At 64.2% G+C, this 14,351-nt stretch carries 16 protein-coding genes; 10 read left to right on the forward strand and 6 right to left on the reverse strand.

Features of this window, described 5'->3' with window-relative positions; genetic code table 11:
- The first annotated feature begins 448 nt into the window (after positions 1–448).
- The 3 genes from dnaA to BG023_RS00015 all read left to right on the forward strand — a co-directional run bounded on the left by dnaA (position 449) and on the right by BG023_RS00015 (position 3,142).
- Positions 449–1,852 carry a chromosomal replication initiator protein DnaA gene (gene dnaA / locus BG023_RS00005; protein WP_069311024.1) on the forward strand — a complete coding sequence of 468 codons (1,404 nt, stop codon included), beginning with the start codon at positions 449–451 and terminating at the stop codon, positions 1,850–1,852.
- Between the two features lie 97 nt (positions 1,853–1,949).
- Entirely contained in the window at positions 1,950–2,372 is a 423-nt protein-coding gene (locus BG023_RS00010) for a DUF983 domain-containing protein (protein WP_069308627.1), read from the forward strand.
- Positions 2,369–3,142, forward strand: a complete 774-nt coding sequence (locus BG023_RS00015) for a HesA/MoeB/ThiF family protein (protein ID WP_190315785.1) — start codon at positions 2,369–2,371, stop codon at positions 3,140–3,142. The genes BG023_RS00010 and BG023_RS00015 overlap by 4 nt, the downstream gene beginning before the upstream one ends.
- On the opposite strand, the gene BG023_RS00020 is transcribed toward BG023_RS00015, so the two are convergent.
- Entirely contained in the window at positions 3,131–3,832 is a 702-nt protein-coding gene (locus BG023_RS00020) for an NAD-dependent deacylase (protein ID WP_069311025.1), read from the reverse strand. The genes BG023_RS00015 and BG023_RS00020 overlap by 12 nt on opposite strands.
- 34 nt (positions 3,833–3,866) lie before the next feature.
- On the opposite strand from BG023_RS00020, the gene dapB reads away from it, so the two are divergent.
- The 5 genes from dapB (at position 3,867) to BG023_RS00050 (ending at position 7,663) form a co-directional block, all read left to right on the forward strand.
- Positions 3,867–4,607 carry a 4-hydroxy-tetrahydrodipicolinate reductase gene (gene dapB, locus BG023_RS00025; protein WP_069308628.1) on the forward strand — a complete coding sequence of 247 codons (741 nt, stop codon included), beginning with the start codon at positions 3,867–3,869 and terminating at the stop codon, positions 4,605–4,607.
- Between the two features lie 65 nt (positions 4,608–4,672).
- Positions 4,673–5,854, forward strand: a complete 1,182-nt coding sequence (locus tag BG023_RS00030) for a M48 family metallopeptidase (RefSeq protein WP_069308629.1) — start codon at positions 4,673–4,675, stop codon at positions 5,852–5,854.
- On the forward strand, positions 5,851–6,513 hold the full coding sequence (nth, locus tag BG023_RS00035; RefSeq protein WP_069308630.1) for an endonuclease III: 663 nt from the start codon (positions 5,851–5,853) through the stop codon (positions 6,511–6,513). The genes BG023_RS00030 and nth overlap by 4 nt, the downstream gene beginning before the upstream one ends.
- A gap of 55 nt (positions 6,514–6,568) precedes the next feature.
- Complete coding sequence (locus BG023_RS00040) at positions 6,569–6,985, forward strand: hypothetical protein (RefSeq protein ID WP_069308631.1); 417 nt, start codon at positions 6,569–6,571, stop codon at positions 6,983–6,985.
- A 69-nt stretch (positions 6,986–7,054) separates the two neighbouring features.
- Entirely contained in the window at positions 7,055–7,663 is a 609-nt protein-coding gene (locus BG023_RS00050) for a thermonuclease family protein (RefSeq protein WP_150122745.1), read from the forward strand.
- A gap of 9 nt (positions 7,664–7,672) precedes the next feature.
- On the opposite strand, the gene BG023_RS00055 is transcribed toward BG023_RS00050, so the two are convergent.
- Positions 7,673–8,998: a dicarboxylate/amino acid:cation symporter gene (locus tag BG023_RS00055; protein ID WP_069308634.1), complete on the reverse strand. Its 1,326-nt coding sequence runs from the start codon at positions 8,996–8,998 to the stop codon at positions 7,673–7,675.
- A 25-nt stretch (positions 8,999–9,023) separates the two neighbouring features.
- Positions 9,024–10,175: a succinyl-diaminopimelate desuccinylase gene (dapE, locus tag BG023_RS00060; protein ID WP_069308635.1), complete on the reverse strand. Its 1,152-nt coding sequence runs from the start codon at positions 10,173–10,175 to the stop codon at positions 9,024–9,026.
- Positions 10,176–10,204: 29 nt separating this feature from the next.
- Here dapE and BG023_RS00065 point away from each other — a divergent pair, with 29 nt between their 5' ends.
- A complete protein-coding gene (locus BG023_RS00065) occupies positions 10,205–10,672 on the forward strand; it encodes a cupin domain-containing protein (RefSeq protein ID WP_069308636.1) in 468 nt (155 codons plus the stop codon).
- On the opposite strand, the gene BG023_RS00070 is transcribed toward BG023_RS00065, so the two are convergent.
- Entirely contained in the window at positions 10,669–11,331 is a 663-nt protein-coding gene (locus tag BG023_RS00070) for a glutathione S-transferase family protein (RefSeq protein ID WP_069311027.1), read from the reverse strand. The genes BG023_RS00065 and BG023_RS00070 overlap by 4 nt on opposite strands.
- A gap of 106 nt (positions 11,332–11,437) precedes the next feature.
- On the opposite strand from BG023_RS00070, the gene BG023_RS00075 reads away from it, so the two are divergent.
- Positions 11,438–11,860, forward strand: coding sequence for a VOC family protein (locus tag BG023_RS00075; RefSeq protein ID WP_069308637.1), 423 nt, complete (start codon positions 11,438–11,440; stop codon positions 11,858–11,860).
- A 15-nt stretch (positions 11,861–11,875) separates the two neighbouring features.
- Here BG023_RS00075 and yihA read toward each other — a convergent pair whose 3' ends face one another.
- Positions 11,876–12,556 (reverse strand): ribosome biogenesis GTP-binding protein YihA/YsxC, encoded by a 681-nt coding sequence (yihA, locus tag BG023_RS00080; protein WP_069308638.1) that lies wholly within the window; start codon positions 12,554–12,556, stop codon positions 11,876–11,878.
- A gap of 4 nt (positions 12,557–12,560) precedes the next feature.
- The gene (yidC, locus tag BG023_RS00085; RefSeq protein ID WP_190315786.1) at positions 12,561–14,312 is read right to left on the reverse strand and encodes a membrane protein insertase YidC; all 1,752 of its coding nucleotides are present in this window, start codon (positions 14,310–14,312) and stop codon (positions 12,561–12,563) included.
- Positions 14,313–14,351 lie beyond the last annotated feature (39 nt).

A 14,351-nucleotide genomic window follows, 5' to 3' on the forward strand; every position in this document is an offset into this window, starting at 1 on the left:
CACTCACGGGCCGCGCTGGATCAGCGCGGCCCGTTTGCTTTGGCGCGGGCGCCTGCTCTTGTGCAGTGCACGAAACCACGGATTTTCCGCGATTCGCAGTGATTTTTCACGATTATCAATTAAAATCATAGACTTGAACGCACGCCTGCGGGGTAGCGCCGAGTCAACAGGAATATTTCACTTTTTTTAAAAGTCCTTGCTTGCGCTGGCGGGCGATGCGTTCTTTACATGGCTCTCACCCGTCGCGGGACAGCACGGGTTTTTACATACTGGCCGACAGGGGGGTTTCCCGGAAACACCGTTTCCGGGAGGGGAAAGGCAGTGCCTGTCGCATTGGGACAAATGCCGCTTGCGCGCTTCGGTTCGCGAGCGGAAGTGAATTGGGGATGATATTGTGCACAGGATCGACAAGGCGCGGGCGTCGGGCCGCCAAGCGGACGAACATTTGATGGAAGACGCAGACGCCGTAAACCTTGCCGCCGATTGGTCCGACATCAGCCAGGGGCTGCGCAAGGATCTCGGGCACCAGCTGCATAGCCAGTGGATCAAGCCGATTCAGGTCGGCGGGCTCAACCGGGATACCGGCACGCTCGATCTCTATTTGCCGACCGAGTTCTCGGCCAACTGGGTGCGCGACCGCTTCCACGACCGGTTGCAACTGGCATGGAAGATTGCGCGCAGCGAAGTTCGCAGCGTCAACATCCAGGTGCATCCGGGCCGCCGTCAACTGCCCGACCTTCGTCTCGATGATGGCCGCCGCCCCGCCAATGACGGCGTTAGCGCGATCGCCATGGCCGCCGGTGCGATGGGCGATGCGACGTTCACGTCGTCGGTCGGCCTCGATCCATCGCTGACCTTCGCGGCCTTCGTGACGGGTGAGGCGAACATCCTCGCCTGCAATGCAGCCCAGCGCATGGCCGCGCTTGAACAGCCGCAGTTCTCGCCTCTTTATCTCAAGGCCGCTACCGGTCAGGGCAAGACCCACCTGCTGCATGCGATCGGCCACGGCTATCTGCACGCCCACCCGCGTGCGCGAATCTTCTACTGCTCGGCCGAGCGCTTCATGGTCGAATTCGTGCAGGCACTGAAGTCGAGCCAGACGATCGAGTTCAAGGCGCGCCTGCGCTCGTTCGATCTGCTGCTGGTGGACGATATCCAGTTCATCATTGGCAAGGCGAGCGCGCAAGAAGAACTGCTCTACACGATTGACGCGCTGCTGGCCGAAGGCAAGCGGCTGGTCTTCGCTGCCGACCGCGCCCCGCAGGCGCTCGACGGGGTCGAGCCTCGTCTGCTCTCACGCCTGTCGATGGGCCTCGTGGCTGACATTCAGCCCGCCGACATCGAACTGCGCAAGAAGATCCTGGTGTCCAAGCTGACGCGCTTCGCTCCGCTCAATGTGCCGGAAGATGTGGTCGACTTCCTCGCCCGAACCATTACCCGCAACGTGCGCGAGCTAGTGGGCGGTCTGAACAAGCTGATCGCCTATGCCCAGCTGACCGGGCAGGACGTGTCGCTCCAGCTGGCCGAAGAGCAGCTGACCGACATCCTTTCGGCTAACCGCCGTCGGATCACGATCGACGAGATCCAGCGCACCGTGTGCCAGTTCTACCGCATCGACCGCGCGGAAATGAGCAGCAAGCGCCGTGCCCGTGCCGTTGTCCGCCCGCGTCAGGTGGCGATGTATCTCTCGAAGGTGCTCACCCCCCGCAGCTATCCGGAAATCGGGCGCAAGTTCGGCGGGCGCGACCACTCGACCGTGATCCACGCGGTGCGTCTGATTGAAGATCTGCGCCAGCGCGATGCCGATATGGACGGCGACGTACGCAGCCTGCTGCGCCAGCTCGAAAGCTGATAACGTCACCATTTTCCGCTAGCTTTGCACCGCCCTGTCGACAGGCTGATCCACAGATCTGTCGACAGGCGGTGCACAGGCTGTAAACAGCCTGTCCATGCCTTCTCAGCGCCTTTCTCCCGAGCTTATCACTCTGCCCGAAGGGTGGATTCCCGCGCTCGTCAGGGGCGCGAAGTGCCGCTGCCCGCGCTGCGGCGAAGCGCCGCTCTTCCGCCAATGGCTCAAACCCGTGGACCGCTGCGGGCACTGCAAGCAGGACTGGTCACTTCAGCAGGCCGATGACTTTCCGGCCTATATCGGCATCTTCGTGGTCGGCCACCTGTTCGCGCCCGTCGTGATAGCAATGATCGGCACATTCGGAATGTCGGCCTGGCTGACCCTTGCGATCATCCTGCCGGTGGCGGTGGCGATGCTGCTCGTGATGCTCCAGCCGACCAAGGGCGCGGTGATTGCCTTTCTGTGGTGGCACGGGATCGGCGCGTTCCGGCAGGAGCGCCGCAAGCAGGGGGATCAGCCATGACGCTGTCGCCTGCCCGGCTCGACCGTTTCGCCCGCCATATCGTGCTGCCCGAGGTGGGCGGCGCAGGGCAGGTTAGGCTCGCCGAATCGCGGGTGGCAGTTATTGGCCTCGGCGGGATCGGCAGCCCCGCGCTGCAATATCTCGCCGCGAGCGGGATCGGCAGGCTGGCGCTGGTCGATGACGATGTGGTCGACGTGTCGAACCTCCAGCGCCAGACGATCTTCACCGCCCGCGACGTCGGCTATGGCAAGGCGGTTTCGGCCCGGCGCTGGCTCGCCAATTTCGACGATTCGCTCAGCGTCGATGTGTCCGATGCCCGGATCAGCGCCGAGAACGCGGGGAGCCTGATAGCGGGCGCGGATCTGGTGATCGACGGCACCGATAACTTCGCGACCCGCCTCGCCGTGTCCGACGCCTGCGTTGCGGCGGGCATTCCGTTGCTATCGGCAGCGGTCGGCCGCTTTCAGGGGCAGGTCGGGGCTTGGGCCGGTCATCTGCCGGAGCAGGCCTGCTACCGCTGCTTTGTCGGCGATGCCTTCGATGCCGAGGACTGCGACACCTGCGCGGATGACGGGATGCTGGGCGCAATGGCGGGCTGGGTCGGCACCTTCGCCGCGCTGCAGGCGGTCAAGGTGCTGCTGGCGGGGGTTAGCACCCTCGGCGAGCCTGGCTGGGGCCGCCTCCACATCCTCGACGGCCTGGAGCCGGGTATGCGCACGATCCGCATCGCCAAGGACCCGGTTTGCAAGACCTGCGCGTCAGCAGCCTAGCACATCCTCCACCCATTCCGGCACCAGCACGCTTGCCGGCCCTAGCCGCGATTCGTGGAAGAAGCGCGATCCCTCGCTGCGTTCGAGATTGAGTTCGAGGCATTGCGCCCCATTCGCCCGCGCCTCCTGCACGAAGCCCGCCGCGGGATAGACGGCGCCCGATGTGCCGATCGAAACAAACAGCTCGCATGTCTCGAGCGCATGATAGATGCGCCCCATCTGGTAGGGCATCTCGCCGAACCACACGACGTCGGGCCGCAAGGTGGGCGCGCGGCAGACGGGGCACGGGGGGCGCTCGATCATGGTCGTCAGCCACGGCGAGCGGGTTTCGCACGAGGTGCACAGCGCGCTCTTGAGCTCGCCATGCATGTGCAGCACCCGCGCCGATCCGCCTCGCTCGTGCAAGTCGTCGACATTCTGGGTGACCAGCAGCAACTCGCCGGAGAACTCGCGCTCCAGCCGCGCGAGCGCCTCGTGCGCCGGGTTGGGTGCGACGTTGCCCAGCGCCGCGCGGCGCATGTCGTAGAAGTTAAGGACGAGGTTGGGATTGCGCGCGAAGCCTTCGGGCGTGGCCACGTCCTCCACGCGGTGTTGCTCCCACAGTCCTCCGGCCGAACGGAAGGTGTCGATCCCGCTTTCGGCGGAAATCCCGGCGCCAGTGAGGATGACGATACGTTTGAACTCTGCCATGACACCATCAAGCATGGCGCATAGAGGCAAGGCAATGGCACAGCTGCAATTCGGAGTGATCGGGCACAAAGGCCGCATGGGGCAGGCGCTGGACGCGGCGATTTCGGATGCCGGTCATGCGCTGTGCATCGGGGTCGATGCCGGGGGCAATATCGGGCCGTTTGCTGGGCAATGCGATGTGCTGATCGATTTCTCCGCGCCCGATGCGCTGGCGGCCAATCTCGGCGCGGCGCGGGTCGCAGGCAAGCCGATCGTGGTCGGCACAACCGGGCTTGAGGAAGCGCATTTCGTGATGCTCGCCGAGGCCGCGCGCGTGGTGCCGGTGCTGCAATCGGGCAACTTCTCGCTCGGCGTGACGCTGATGGCGCATCTGGTGCGCGAGGCCGCCGCGCGGCTCGGGCCTGATTGGGACATCGAAGTGCTGGAAATGCACCACCGCATGAAGGTCGACGCGCCCTCGGGCACCGCCAAGCTGCTCGGCGAAGCGGCGGCGGCTGGGCGCGGTATCGCCCTTGCTGACAACATGGAGAGCGGCCGCCACGGGATGACCGGCGCGCGGGCGCAAGGCGCGATCGGCTTTGCAACCCTGCGCGGCGGCACCGTGGCAGGCGAGCACAGCGTGATCTTCGCCGGCAGCGAGGAACGGCTCACGATCGCGCATTCGGCCGAGAACCGTATGATCTTCGCGCGCGGAGCGGTGAAGGCGGCCGAATGGCTCGCCGGACAATCGCCAGGCCGCTATACGATGAACGACGTGCTCGGCCTGAGCCTGTGACCGCCATGCTTGACGGCGCCGGTGCGCGGTGTATTGCATAGGCAACACACTTGGGAGCGATCAACATGTCCGCCAATCTCACACCTGCGCAGCAAGCCGCGGCGCTTGTCGACACGCTTGGGCCGGAAGCCCTGGCCAAGGCGCAGGACTACACCACCGGCAATCATTGGATCCTGTTCCTTGGCGTCGGCGTTTCGTTTCTCGTCGCCTTCATCGTGGTGCGCCTGCGTCTACTCGACCGGATCACCGCCCGCATGGAGGGCCGCAAGCCGTGGCTTTCGACACTGGCCGTCAGCGCCGCGTTCTTCCTGATCTCTGCCGTGATCTCGCTGCCCTGGGTGGTCTACACGGACTGGTATCGCCAGCGCGCCTATGACCTGTCGCAACAGGATCCCTTCGATTTCCTCGGCCAGCTGGCAATCAGCGAGGTCATCTCCGCTGCCGTCGGCGGGTTGTTCCTGACCGGCGTCTATGCGCTGATCCGGCGCACCGGTCAGCGTTGGTGGATCTGGAGCGGAGGCCTGGCGACAGTGACCACGCTGCTGATGCTGCTCGCCGGGCCGAGCCTGATCGAGCCGCTGTTCAACGAATACAAGCCGGTGCCGCCGGGCGAGGTCCGCACTGCGCTTGAGGAAATCGCCGACGAGGTCGACATCCCGCACGACCGTATCTTCATGTATGACGGATCACGCCAGTCGGAGCGCTTCACCGCTAATGTTTCGGGCATCGGCCCGACGGCGCGGATCGCGATCTCGGACATCGCGCTGAAGCAGGCCTCGGTCGCCGAAGTGCGTGCGGTAACCGGCCACGAAGCGGGGCATTACAAGCTCGGCCACATCTGGCGCTATGTCGTGATCATGCCGCTGATGGCGATGGCGTTCTTCTTCCTTTTGAACCGCCTGTTCGCGCCCACCGCACGGCTGCTGGGCAGCGATGCACGGCTGGACGAGCCGCGCGGCCTGCCGGTCTTCGCCGTGGTCGGATCGGTGCTCGGCCTGCTCGCCACGCCGATCACGAACACCCTCACCCGCGTGGGCGAGACCGAAGCCGATCGCTACTCGCTGGAAACCGTGAACGAGCCCGACGCGCTGGCGACCGCCTTGGTCAAGACCGCCGAATACCGCTACCCGCGCCCCTCGGCGATCGAGGAAGCGCTGTTCTACACCCACCCCTCGGTCGAAAAGCGCGCGCTGCGTGCGATGGAGTGGAAGGCGGCGCACACGAAGGATGAACCTGCGTCTCCATGACCCGCGACCAGATCTTCGAGTTCTTCCGCCGCCTCGCCGAAGACGACCCTGCCCCGCAGACCGAGCTGGAATATGGCAATGCCTACCAGCTGGTGGTGGCGGTAGCGCTGTCGGCGCAGGCGACTGATGTGGGGGTGAACAAGGCTACCCGCGCGCTGTTCGCCAAGGTGACGACGCCGCAGCAGATGCTTGACCTCGGGGAAGAGGGCCTGCGCGAGCACATCAAGACCATCGGCCTGTTCAACTCCAAGGCCAAGAACGTGATCGCCCTCTCGCAGCTCCTGGTCAACGAATATGGCGGAGAAGTTCCAGACAGCCGCGAGGAGCTGGTCAAGCTCCCCGGTGTCGGCCGCAAGACCGCCAACGTGGTGCTCAACTGCTGGTTCGGGCACGAGACCTTCGCGGTCGACACCCACATCTTCCGGGTCGGCAACCGCACCGGGATGGCCAAGGGCAAGACCCCCGATCATGTCGAGGCCAAGCTCGAAAAGCGCGTGCCCCAGCCCTTCCGCCTGCACGCCCACCACTGGCTGATCCTGCACGGCCGCTATGTCTGCAAGGCGCGCACGCCCGAATGCTGGCGCTGCAAGGTCGCCGATCTGTGCAGCTTCAGGAAGAAGGTGCTTGAGCCGCCCAAGGGCCGCGCGGCCGCCGATTAAGCCCCGGTTCAAACGTGCGGGCGATTATGGGGCCACCCTGAGGTGGAGAGATCCCATGACCGTCCGCTTGCTCGCCCCGCTTTCGCTTTTCGTCCCGCTCGCGGCGCTGGTTGCATCCTGCGCCCCGGTTGATCCCGCCGCTCGCGCCGAGCGGGATGCCGCGCGCACGCCTGCTGTGACCGTCCTCGGCAAGGGCGAGAACTGCATCAACAGCGACCAGATCCGTGCCACCGTGGTTCGCTCGAACACAGTCATCGACTTCGAGATGAATAACGGGAAGGTCTACCGCAACACGCTCACGAGCAGCTGCCCTGGCCTCGATTGGGATCGGGCGATCACCTACGAGAATTCGATCAACCAGCTGTGTACGCCGCAGATCATCTACAGCCTGACCAACATCGGCGGGGTGCTGCAGCGCGGCGCGGGGTGTTCGCTGGGTGAGTTCGTGCCGGTGGAATACGTGAAGGAATAGGCGTCCGGCTAACCCCCTCACGAGCTGGCCTTCTGGAGCCGAACAGCCGAACCGGCTAAGCTACCGTCCATGGCCCGCAAGCGTGACAATGTGCTGCCCTTCCGCAAGCCGTTCAAAACCGTGCCGCTACGGCGGGTGAACAAGCGCCCACCCAAGCCGCCAAAGTTCTCGAGGCCCCACAAAACATGGCGGCAGGCGTGGTACGAAACGCGGCCTCTGGTACTGCTGATCGGCCTTGCGACGATGTGCGCCATCGCCGCCATGCCCGGTGCCTACGAGCCGCCCGGCTTCCTGCAATCGGAACCCGAGCGGATAGCAGGGAGCTTCACGCGGTGCGGCAAGGGCCGGGGATATTACTGCGTGATCGACGGCGACACATTCCGCATCGGCGAGCGCAAGGTGCGGGTGGTGGGGATCGATACGGCCGAAATCGACGCGCAATGTCCAGCCGAAGCCGAGCAGGCAGAGCTTTCCACCGCCGCGCTTCAGTATTGGCTCAATCGTGGGGGCTTCATCATGACGGCGCGCATTGATGAGCCGAACGACCGGTACGGCCGCGAGCTGCGCATCATCAAGCGCATCGATTCCGATAACCGCGAAGATCCTCTGGCGAACTGGATGCAGGCAAACGGTGGAGCGCGCGGCTATCTCGGCGGATGGCGTGGCGGCTGGTGTTGAGGCCCGGCGTCAGCCGTCCCGGTAGTTATCCTCGTCCAGCTCCAGCCCTGCGCGGCCATCGGCGGCGGTGTGGGCGGGAGCGTGGGGGTGCTCGACAAAGTCGGGCTCCTCGACTTCCAGCATCCCTTCCCACTTGGTGATGACCGCCGTCGCCACGGCGTTACCGACTACGTTGGTCGCGGTGCGGCCCATGTCGAGGAACTGGTCGATCGCAAGGATGATCGCCACGCCTTCAACGGGCAGGCCGAACATCGCCAACGTGCCGGTGATCACCACCAGCGAGGCGCGCGGCACGGCAGCGATGCCCTTCGACGAGATCATCAGCGTCAGCAGGATCATCACCTGCGTCGCGATGCTGAGGTCCATCCCGTAAGCCTGTGCGATGAAGATCGTCGCAAAGCTCATGTACATCATCGAGCCATCGAGATTGAACGAATAGCCCAGCGGCAGCATGAAACCCGAGATGCGGCGCGGTACGCCGAAGCGGTCGAGCTGTTCGAACAGCTTGGGCAGCGCAGCCTCGGAGGAAGCGGTCGAGAAAGCGATCATCAGCGGCTGGCGGATGTAGCGGATCAGCACCCCGATCCGTCGCCCGAGGAACACCGCTCCGACCCCGAGCAGGATCGCCCACAGCAGCACCAGCGAGAAATAGAATTCGAGCAGCAAGGTAAGATAGGTGCCGAGGATCGCCAGACCGCTGGCCGCCACCACATTGGCAAGCGCGCCGAACACCGCGACGGGTGCGAAGCGCATCACATAGCCGGTAACTTGCAGCATCATCTCCGCCAGCGCGTCCGCGCCTTTGACCAGCGCCGTGCCCTTCTCGCCGATCGCCGAAAGCGCAACGCCCGCAAAGATCGAGAACACGAGAATCTGGAGGATGTTGTTGGTCGCCAGCGCCTCGACCGCATTCTTGGGGAAGATCGAGAGGATGAACTCGGTCGCCTTCAATTCCTTGACCTCGCCCACCGCAGCCGTGGCCGCGGCGGCATCGGGGATCGGCGCGCCGATGCCGGGCTGGAACAGGTTGACCATGATCAGGCCGAGTCCGATCGAGACCAGACTCGCAGTGATGAACCACATCAGCGCCCGCACCCCGATCCGCCCCAACGCCGCGCTGTCGCCCATATGGGCGATGCCGACGACAATGGTCGAGAGCACCAGCGGCGCGACCAGCATCTTGATGAGATTGAGGAAGATGTCCGACAGCAGCTTGAACCACGGCGCGATCGACTCCTTGATCACGTCGGCCGGCACGGTCTGGTTAAGCACCTGCCCGACGATCACGCCAAGCACCATGCCGATCAGGATATAAAGGGTCAGCTTGCGATCCATGTGAGCTCCCGTCCGCGTGCCGCGGCTATTGTTCCGTTGTGTCCAGCGCCAGCGCCTCGCGTGCGATCCGGGCGTAGATGCGTGCCAGCACCTCAAGATCCTGAAGCGCGACTGCTTCGTCGCGCTTATGCATCGTTGCGTTGCACAGGCCGAATTCGATCACCGGGCAGACGCTGCGCAGGAAGCGCGCGTCCGATGTGCCGCCGGTGGTCGAAAGCTCTGGCGCAATGCCGGTCTCGGCTTCCACAGCCCGACTGACCAGCTTCGAGAACGCCCCCGGCTCGGTCAAGAACGGCTCGCCCGAGATGACCGGACGCGCCTTGCCGCCGTGCTTGGCGGCGATCGCCATGACGCGTTCCGACAGGCTTTTGCCGGTGTGAAGATCGTTGAACCGGATCGAGATACGCGCCGAACCCGCCGCCGGGATCACGTTGGTCGCCTTGTTCCCGACCGCGATCTCGGTAATCTCGAGATTGCTGGGTTGGAACCAAGAGGTGCCAGTGTCGAGCGTCAGCGAGTCGAGTTCGGCCAGGATCGCCACCAGCTTGGGCAGCGGGTTATCAGCCAGATGCGGATAGGCGACGTGGCCCTGCGTGCCTTCGACGTCGATATAGATGTTCACCGAGCCGCGTCGCCCGATCTTCACCATGTCGCCGAGGCGGTGCACCGAGGTCGGTTCGCCCACGAGGCAGAGGTCGGGCTGGTGACCTGCTTCTGCCATGTAGTCGATCAGGGCGCGGGTGCCGTGGAGTGCGGGACCCTCCTCGTCGCCGGTGATGATGAAGCTGATGGTGCCCGCTTCGGCGGGAACCTCGGCCACGGCAGCGACCATCGCCGCGATCGCGCCCTTCATGTCGACCGCACCGCGTCCGTGAAGCAATTCACCACGCACTTGCGGCTCGAACGGATCAGAGGCCCATCCGTCCCCTGCAGGGACGACATCGAGGTGTCCGGCAAAGGCGAAGTGCTTCGACCCCGCAGGGCCGACGCGGATCGCAAACAGGTTTTCGACCGGTGCTTCGTCGCTCCCTTCCGCGCCCTCGCCGCGAGCGAAACGGTGCACTGCAAAGCCCAGCGGTGCGAGCATCGCCTCGAGCGCGTCGAACACTGCACCCGTGGCAGGCGTCACGCTGGGTGCGGCAATCAGGCGCTTGGCAAGATCAAGAACGTCGCTCATCCTGTTTCGCCTAGCAGGAGTTGCCGAGAATGCCCAAGCTCGATCTCGCCGCCATCCCCCAGACCAATGCGACGGGCTATCCGCCGCCGTTCGATGCGGCGGTAGAAGGCCGGTGGTATCGTCGCCTCGCACCGCCTGCGGGGCTGACGCTAATGGGCGCGAGTCATGTGACGCTGGCGCCGGGGGCGTTCTCCTCGCAGCGTCACTGGCACCAGGGGCAGGACGAATTGGTGGTGATGATCGCAGGCGATGCAGTATTGATCGACGATCACGGCGAAACGCCGGTTGGGCCGGGTGACGTGTTGGCTTTTCCGGCGGGCGAAGCGAACGGCCATCATCTGCACAACCGCTCCGATACGCCATGTGTGTTCGTCGCCATCAGCGCGGGATCAAGGGACGCGGACAGCGGAGAATATCCCGATATCGACATGGTGTTCGATGCCGACGGCTACGCGCGCAAGGATGGCAGTCGCTACGAGGCGAGGCGCATTCCCTAGGCGACAGTCTCGTACTGTTCGATCACCCATTCCTCCTGCTCTGCCGCGCGGATCCATTCGGACATCCAGTCATGTTCCCAGATCGCCTGCATATAGGCCTGCGCGAAGCCCGGCACGCCGATGCCATAGGTGACAAAGCGGGTGACTACCGGCGCGTAGAAGATGTCCGCTGCACCGAAAGTGCCGAACAGGTAAGGCCCGCTGCTGCCATGCCGCGCGCGCGCTTCCGCCCACAGGCCTAGGATACGCACGATATCGTGACGCGTGGCTTCCGTAACCCCCTCGAGCGGCACACGGCGGCGAATGTTCATCGGCAGTTCCTTGCGCAAGGACTGGTAGCCCGAATGCATCTCCGCCACCATCGCCCGGGCCATCGCACGCGCGGCATCGTCCTTGGGCCAGAACCGCTCGCGCCCGACCTTGTCGGCACAGTATTCCATGATCGCGAGGCTATCCCAAACCACGGCGTCACCGTCCCACAGGATCGGCACCTTGCCGCTAGAGGGCTGGACCTCGCCCATGTCATGCTTCAGCCGGTCCCACTCCTCGCCGAGGATCGACACGGTCAGTTCCTCGAAATGGAGGCCCGATTGCTTGACCGCCAGCCAGCCGCGCAGGCTCCAGCTCGAATAGTTCTTGTTGCCGATGATGAGTTTCATGTCGGTCTGCTCCACCTGCAGGACTGATTGGCCCTCGCCCTAGTTATTAAGGCTAGCGCTGTCGAGGCTGAACGGGCTATCGGACGCGCACAAGGAGCCCGCACCCATGTCCCTGCCCCCGTTCCATCTTGCCTTTCCGGTCGATGATCTTGCTGCCGCGCGGCAGTTCTACGGCGACGTCATGGGCTGCGCGGAAGGCCGCTCGAGCGAAGAGTGGATCGATTTCGACTTCCACGGCCACCAGATCGTCGCCCACCTCGCGCCGGGTCAGGCGGGGGTTCGCGCGAGCAACCACGTTGATGGGCATGGTGTGCCGGTGCCGCATTTCGGTCTCGTGCTGACGATGGACGCATGGGAAGCGCTGGCACAGCGGCTGCGCGATGGCGGCTGCGAATTCGTGATCGAGCCGACAATCCGTTTCAAGGGCCAGCCGGGCGAGCAGGCGACGATGTTCCTGCGCGACCCTTCCGGCAACGCGCTCGAGTTCAAGGCCTTCGCAGATATGGGGAAGCTGTTCGCGACGGCGTGACCGCCGACTTCGGCGCTATCCGGTCCAGCCTTCGCCCAATGCATCGGCCACCACGGCCGCGCGCAGGGCGGCGATGCCCATGCCCTTCTCGCTGCTGGTAAGGTGGATGTCCGGATGGGCTGCGACATGCTTCTTGGCTTCGATGGCCGTTTTCTCGGCAACCGCCGCCAGTTCGCTCGCCTTGATCTTGTCGGTCTTGGTGAGGACGATGCGATAGCCGACTGCGGCCTGATCCAGCATCGTCATCATCGTCCGGTCGACGTCCTTGATGCCATGACGGCTGTCGACCAGCACCAGCGTGCGCGCCAGCACCTGCCGCCCGCGCAGATATGAATTCACCAGCGCCTTCCACTTCTCGACCACCTTTACCGGCGCCTTGGCAAAGCCGTAGCCGGGCATGTCGACCAGCCGGAAAAGCGGCAGCGCGCCCTCCTCTTCCGGGCGGCCGACGTCGAAGAAGTTCAATTCCTGCGTGCGACCCGGCGTCACCGATGCGCGGGCAATCGCCTTCCGTCCAGTCAACGCGTTGAGCAGTGAGGACTTGCCGACGTTAGACCGTCCACAAAAGGCGATTTCCGGCACGACCGGATCTGGCAGGAATTGCAACTGCGGGGCTGAACGCAGGAAATCGACCGGTCCAGAAAACAGCTTCGATGCCGCTTCCTCGCGTTCAGCCTGAAGTTCGGGATCGATCACATGCCTACCCTTGGGTCTTCTTGCGATCGCGCTCGGCTTTTTCCTTGGCGTTGGCCGCCTTCAACTGCGGGTGCTGCGAGTAGAGATAGCTCTGCTGCGCCACGGTGAGCAGGTTGGAGGTCACCCAGTAGAGCAGCAGACCCGCCGCGAAGGGGGCCATCACAAACATCAGGATCCACGGCATGATCGCAAACATCTGCTGCTGCACCGGGTCCATCGCCGACGGGTTGAGCTTGAAGGTCAGCCACATGGTGATCCCCAGCAGCACCGCCAGCGGGCCGATGGCAAGGAAGCCTGGCACGTCGTAGGGCAGCATGCCGAACAGGTTCAGGATGTGTGCCGGGTCAGGTGCCGAGAGGTCCTTGATCCACAGCATGAACGGTTCGTGGCGCATCTCGATCGCGAGCACGAGCACCTTGTAGAGCGCGAAGAACACCGGGATCTGGATAAGCATCGGCAGACAGCCGGACAAGGGATTGACCTTCTCGTCCTTGTAAAGCTTCATGATTTCCTGCTGCTGGCGCTGCTTGTCATCCTTGAAGCGCTCCTGGATCTCCTTCATCTTCGGCTGCACGGCCTTCATCGCCGCCATCGAGGCGAAGCCCTTCTGCGCGATCGGGAACATCAGCCCGCGGATGATCACGGTAAGCAGGATGATCGCGACGCCGAAATTGCTGACGAGACCGTTGAGCGTCCGCAGCAACCACAGGATCGGCTTTTCGAAGAACCAGAACCAGCCCCAGCTGATCGCGAGGCCGAAATTGGTGATCCCGCTTTCCTCGTATTGATCGAGCACCGCGCTTTCCTTGGCGCCCGCGAACAGCCGCGTCTCCTGCGTGAGGCTGCCACCGGCGGCCACGGTCTTGGCGGCATAAAGAAGATCGGTGCGGAACAGATCATTGCCGAGCGAACGGAAGCCCGCCTTGTCGACTGCAACATCTCCGCGGCCATCGCCGGGGACCAGAGCGCCGAGCCAATACTGGTCGACGAAGCCGAGCCAGTCCGGCGCACCTTCCGGGTTTTCGCCGCCGATCTCGGCCAGTTCCGCATAGGAGTGCGGATCCCACAGCGTATCGTTGAATACCCCGACCGGCCCCGAATGAGTCGCAAACTGATCGATCGTGGCGGTCTTGCTGGTGCGCTTGATGAGTGCGAAGGGCTGGATAATCGCAGCCGCAGCGCCGGCGTTGGTGGCGCTCTGGCTGGCGGTGATCATGTAATTCTTATCGATCGCGAAGCGGACTCGATAGATGATGCCGTTCGCATCAGTGCGAGTCAGCGTAACGGGCGTGGTCGGGGTCAGCTTGGTGCCGTCAGCCTGCCACAGCAGGTTGGACGGCTGGCGCATCCCGCCGGTGACGAAGCCGAACTCGGCAAAGTACTGGCCCGCCGTACCCTCGGGCGCGAACAGGCGCACCGGGCCGGAGTCCTTCTTCACCGTCTCGCGGTAGTCCTTGAGCACGATATCATCGATCCGCGCACCGACGAGGTTGATCGACCCGGCGAGGCGCGGCGTATCGATCTCGACGCGGTTGGGGCTGGCAAGAGCGGCCTTGAGATCGATCTTGCGACCCGCCTGCGTATCGGCGCCGATATCACCCGAAACAGCCGGTGCGGCATTCGCGCCCGCAGGCTTGCCCTCGGTCGCTTCAGCCGTCAGCGCAGCTTCGGGATAGAAATAGCGCATCCCCACGTCCCACCCGAGAATGAGCAGGCCCGAAAGCAGAACGGCGAGCAGAAGGTTGCGATTGTCCAAGATAAGGCCCCGAAAGAATGCGTCGATTGGTGTGTTATG

Source organism: Porphyrobacter sp. LM 6 (assembly GCF_001720465.1).
Lineage (GTDB): Bacteria > Pseudomonadota > Alphaproteobacteria > Sphingomonadales > Sphingomonadaceae > Erythrobacter.

What these genes read in the sequence shown, in the direction of transcription:
- nth (WP_069308630.1), top strand. Translation starts at nt 5,851, where the DNA reads ATGACCCGCGACCAGATCTTCGAGTTCTTCCGCCGCCTCGCCGAAGAC.
- BG023_RS00030 (WP_069308629.1), top strand. Translation starts at nt 4,673, where the DNA reads ATGTCCGCCAATCTCACACCTGCGCAGCAAGCCGCGGCGCTTGTCGAC.
- dapB (WP_069308628.1), top strand. Translation starts at nt 3,867, where the DNA reads ATGGCACAGCTGCAATTCGGAGTGATCGGGCACAAAGGCCGCATGGGG.
- BG023_RS00040 (WP_069308631.1), top strand. Translation starts at nt 6,569, where the DNA reads ATGACCGTCCGCTTGCTCGCCCCGCTTTCGCTTTTCGTCCCGCTCGCG.
- BG023_RS00065 (WP_069308636.1), top strand. Translation starts at nt 10,205, where the DNA reads ATGCCCAAGCTCGATCTCGCCGCCATCCCCCAGACCAATGCGACGGGC.
- BG023_RS00020 (WP_069311025.1), bottom strand. Translation starts at nt 3,832, where the DNA reads ATGGCAGAGTTCAAACGTATCGTCATCCTCACTGGCGCCGGGATTTCC.
- BG023_RS00010 (WP_069308627.1), top strand. Translation starts at nt 1,950, where the DNA reads ATGCCTTCTCAGCGCCTTTCTCCCGAGCTTATCACTCTGCCCGAAGGG.
- dnaA (WP_069311024.1), top strand. Translation starts at nt 449, where the DNA reads ATGGAAGACGCAGACGCCGTAAACCTTGCCGCCGATTGGTCCGACATC.
- BG023_RS00070 (WP_069311027.1), bottom strand. Translation starts at nt 11,331, where the DNA reads ATGAAACTCATCATCGGCAACAAGAACTATTCGAGCTGGAGCCTGCGC.
- dapE (WP_069308635.1), bottom strand. Translation starts at nt 10,175, where the DNA reads ATGAGCGACGTTCTTGATCTTGCCAAGCGCCTGATTGCCGCACCCAGC.
- BG023_RS00050 (WP_150122745.1), top strand. Translation starts at nt 7,055, where the DNA reads ATGGCCCGCAAGCGTGACAATGTGCTGCCCTTCCGCAAGCCGTTCAAA.
- BG023_RS00055 (WP_069308634.1), bottom strand. Translation starts at nt 8,998, where the DNA reads ATGGATCGCAAGCTGACCCTTTATATCCTGATCGGCATGGTGCTTGGC.
- BG023_RS00075 (WP_069308637.1), top strand. Translation starts at nt 11,438, where the DNA reads ATGTCCCTGCCCCCGTTCCATCTTGCCTTTCCGGTCGATGATCTTGCT.
- BG023_RS00015 (WP_190315785.1), top strand. Translation starts at nt 2,369, where the DNA reads ATGACGCTGTCGCCTGCCCGGCTCGACCGTTTCGCCCGCCATATCGTG.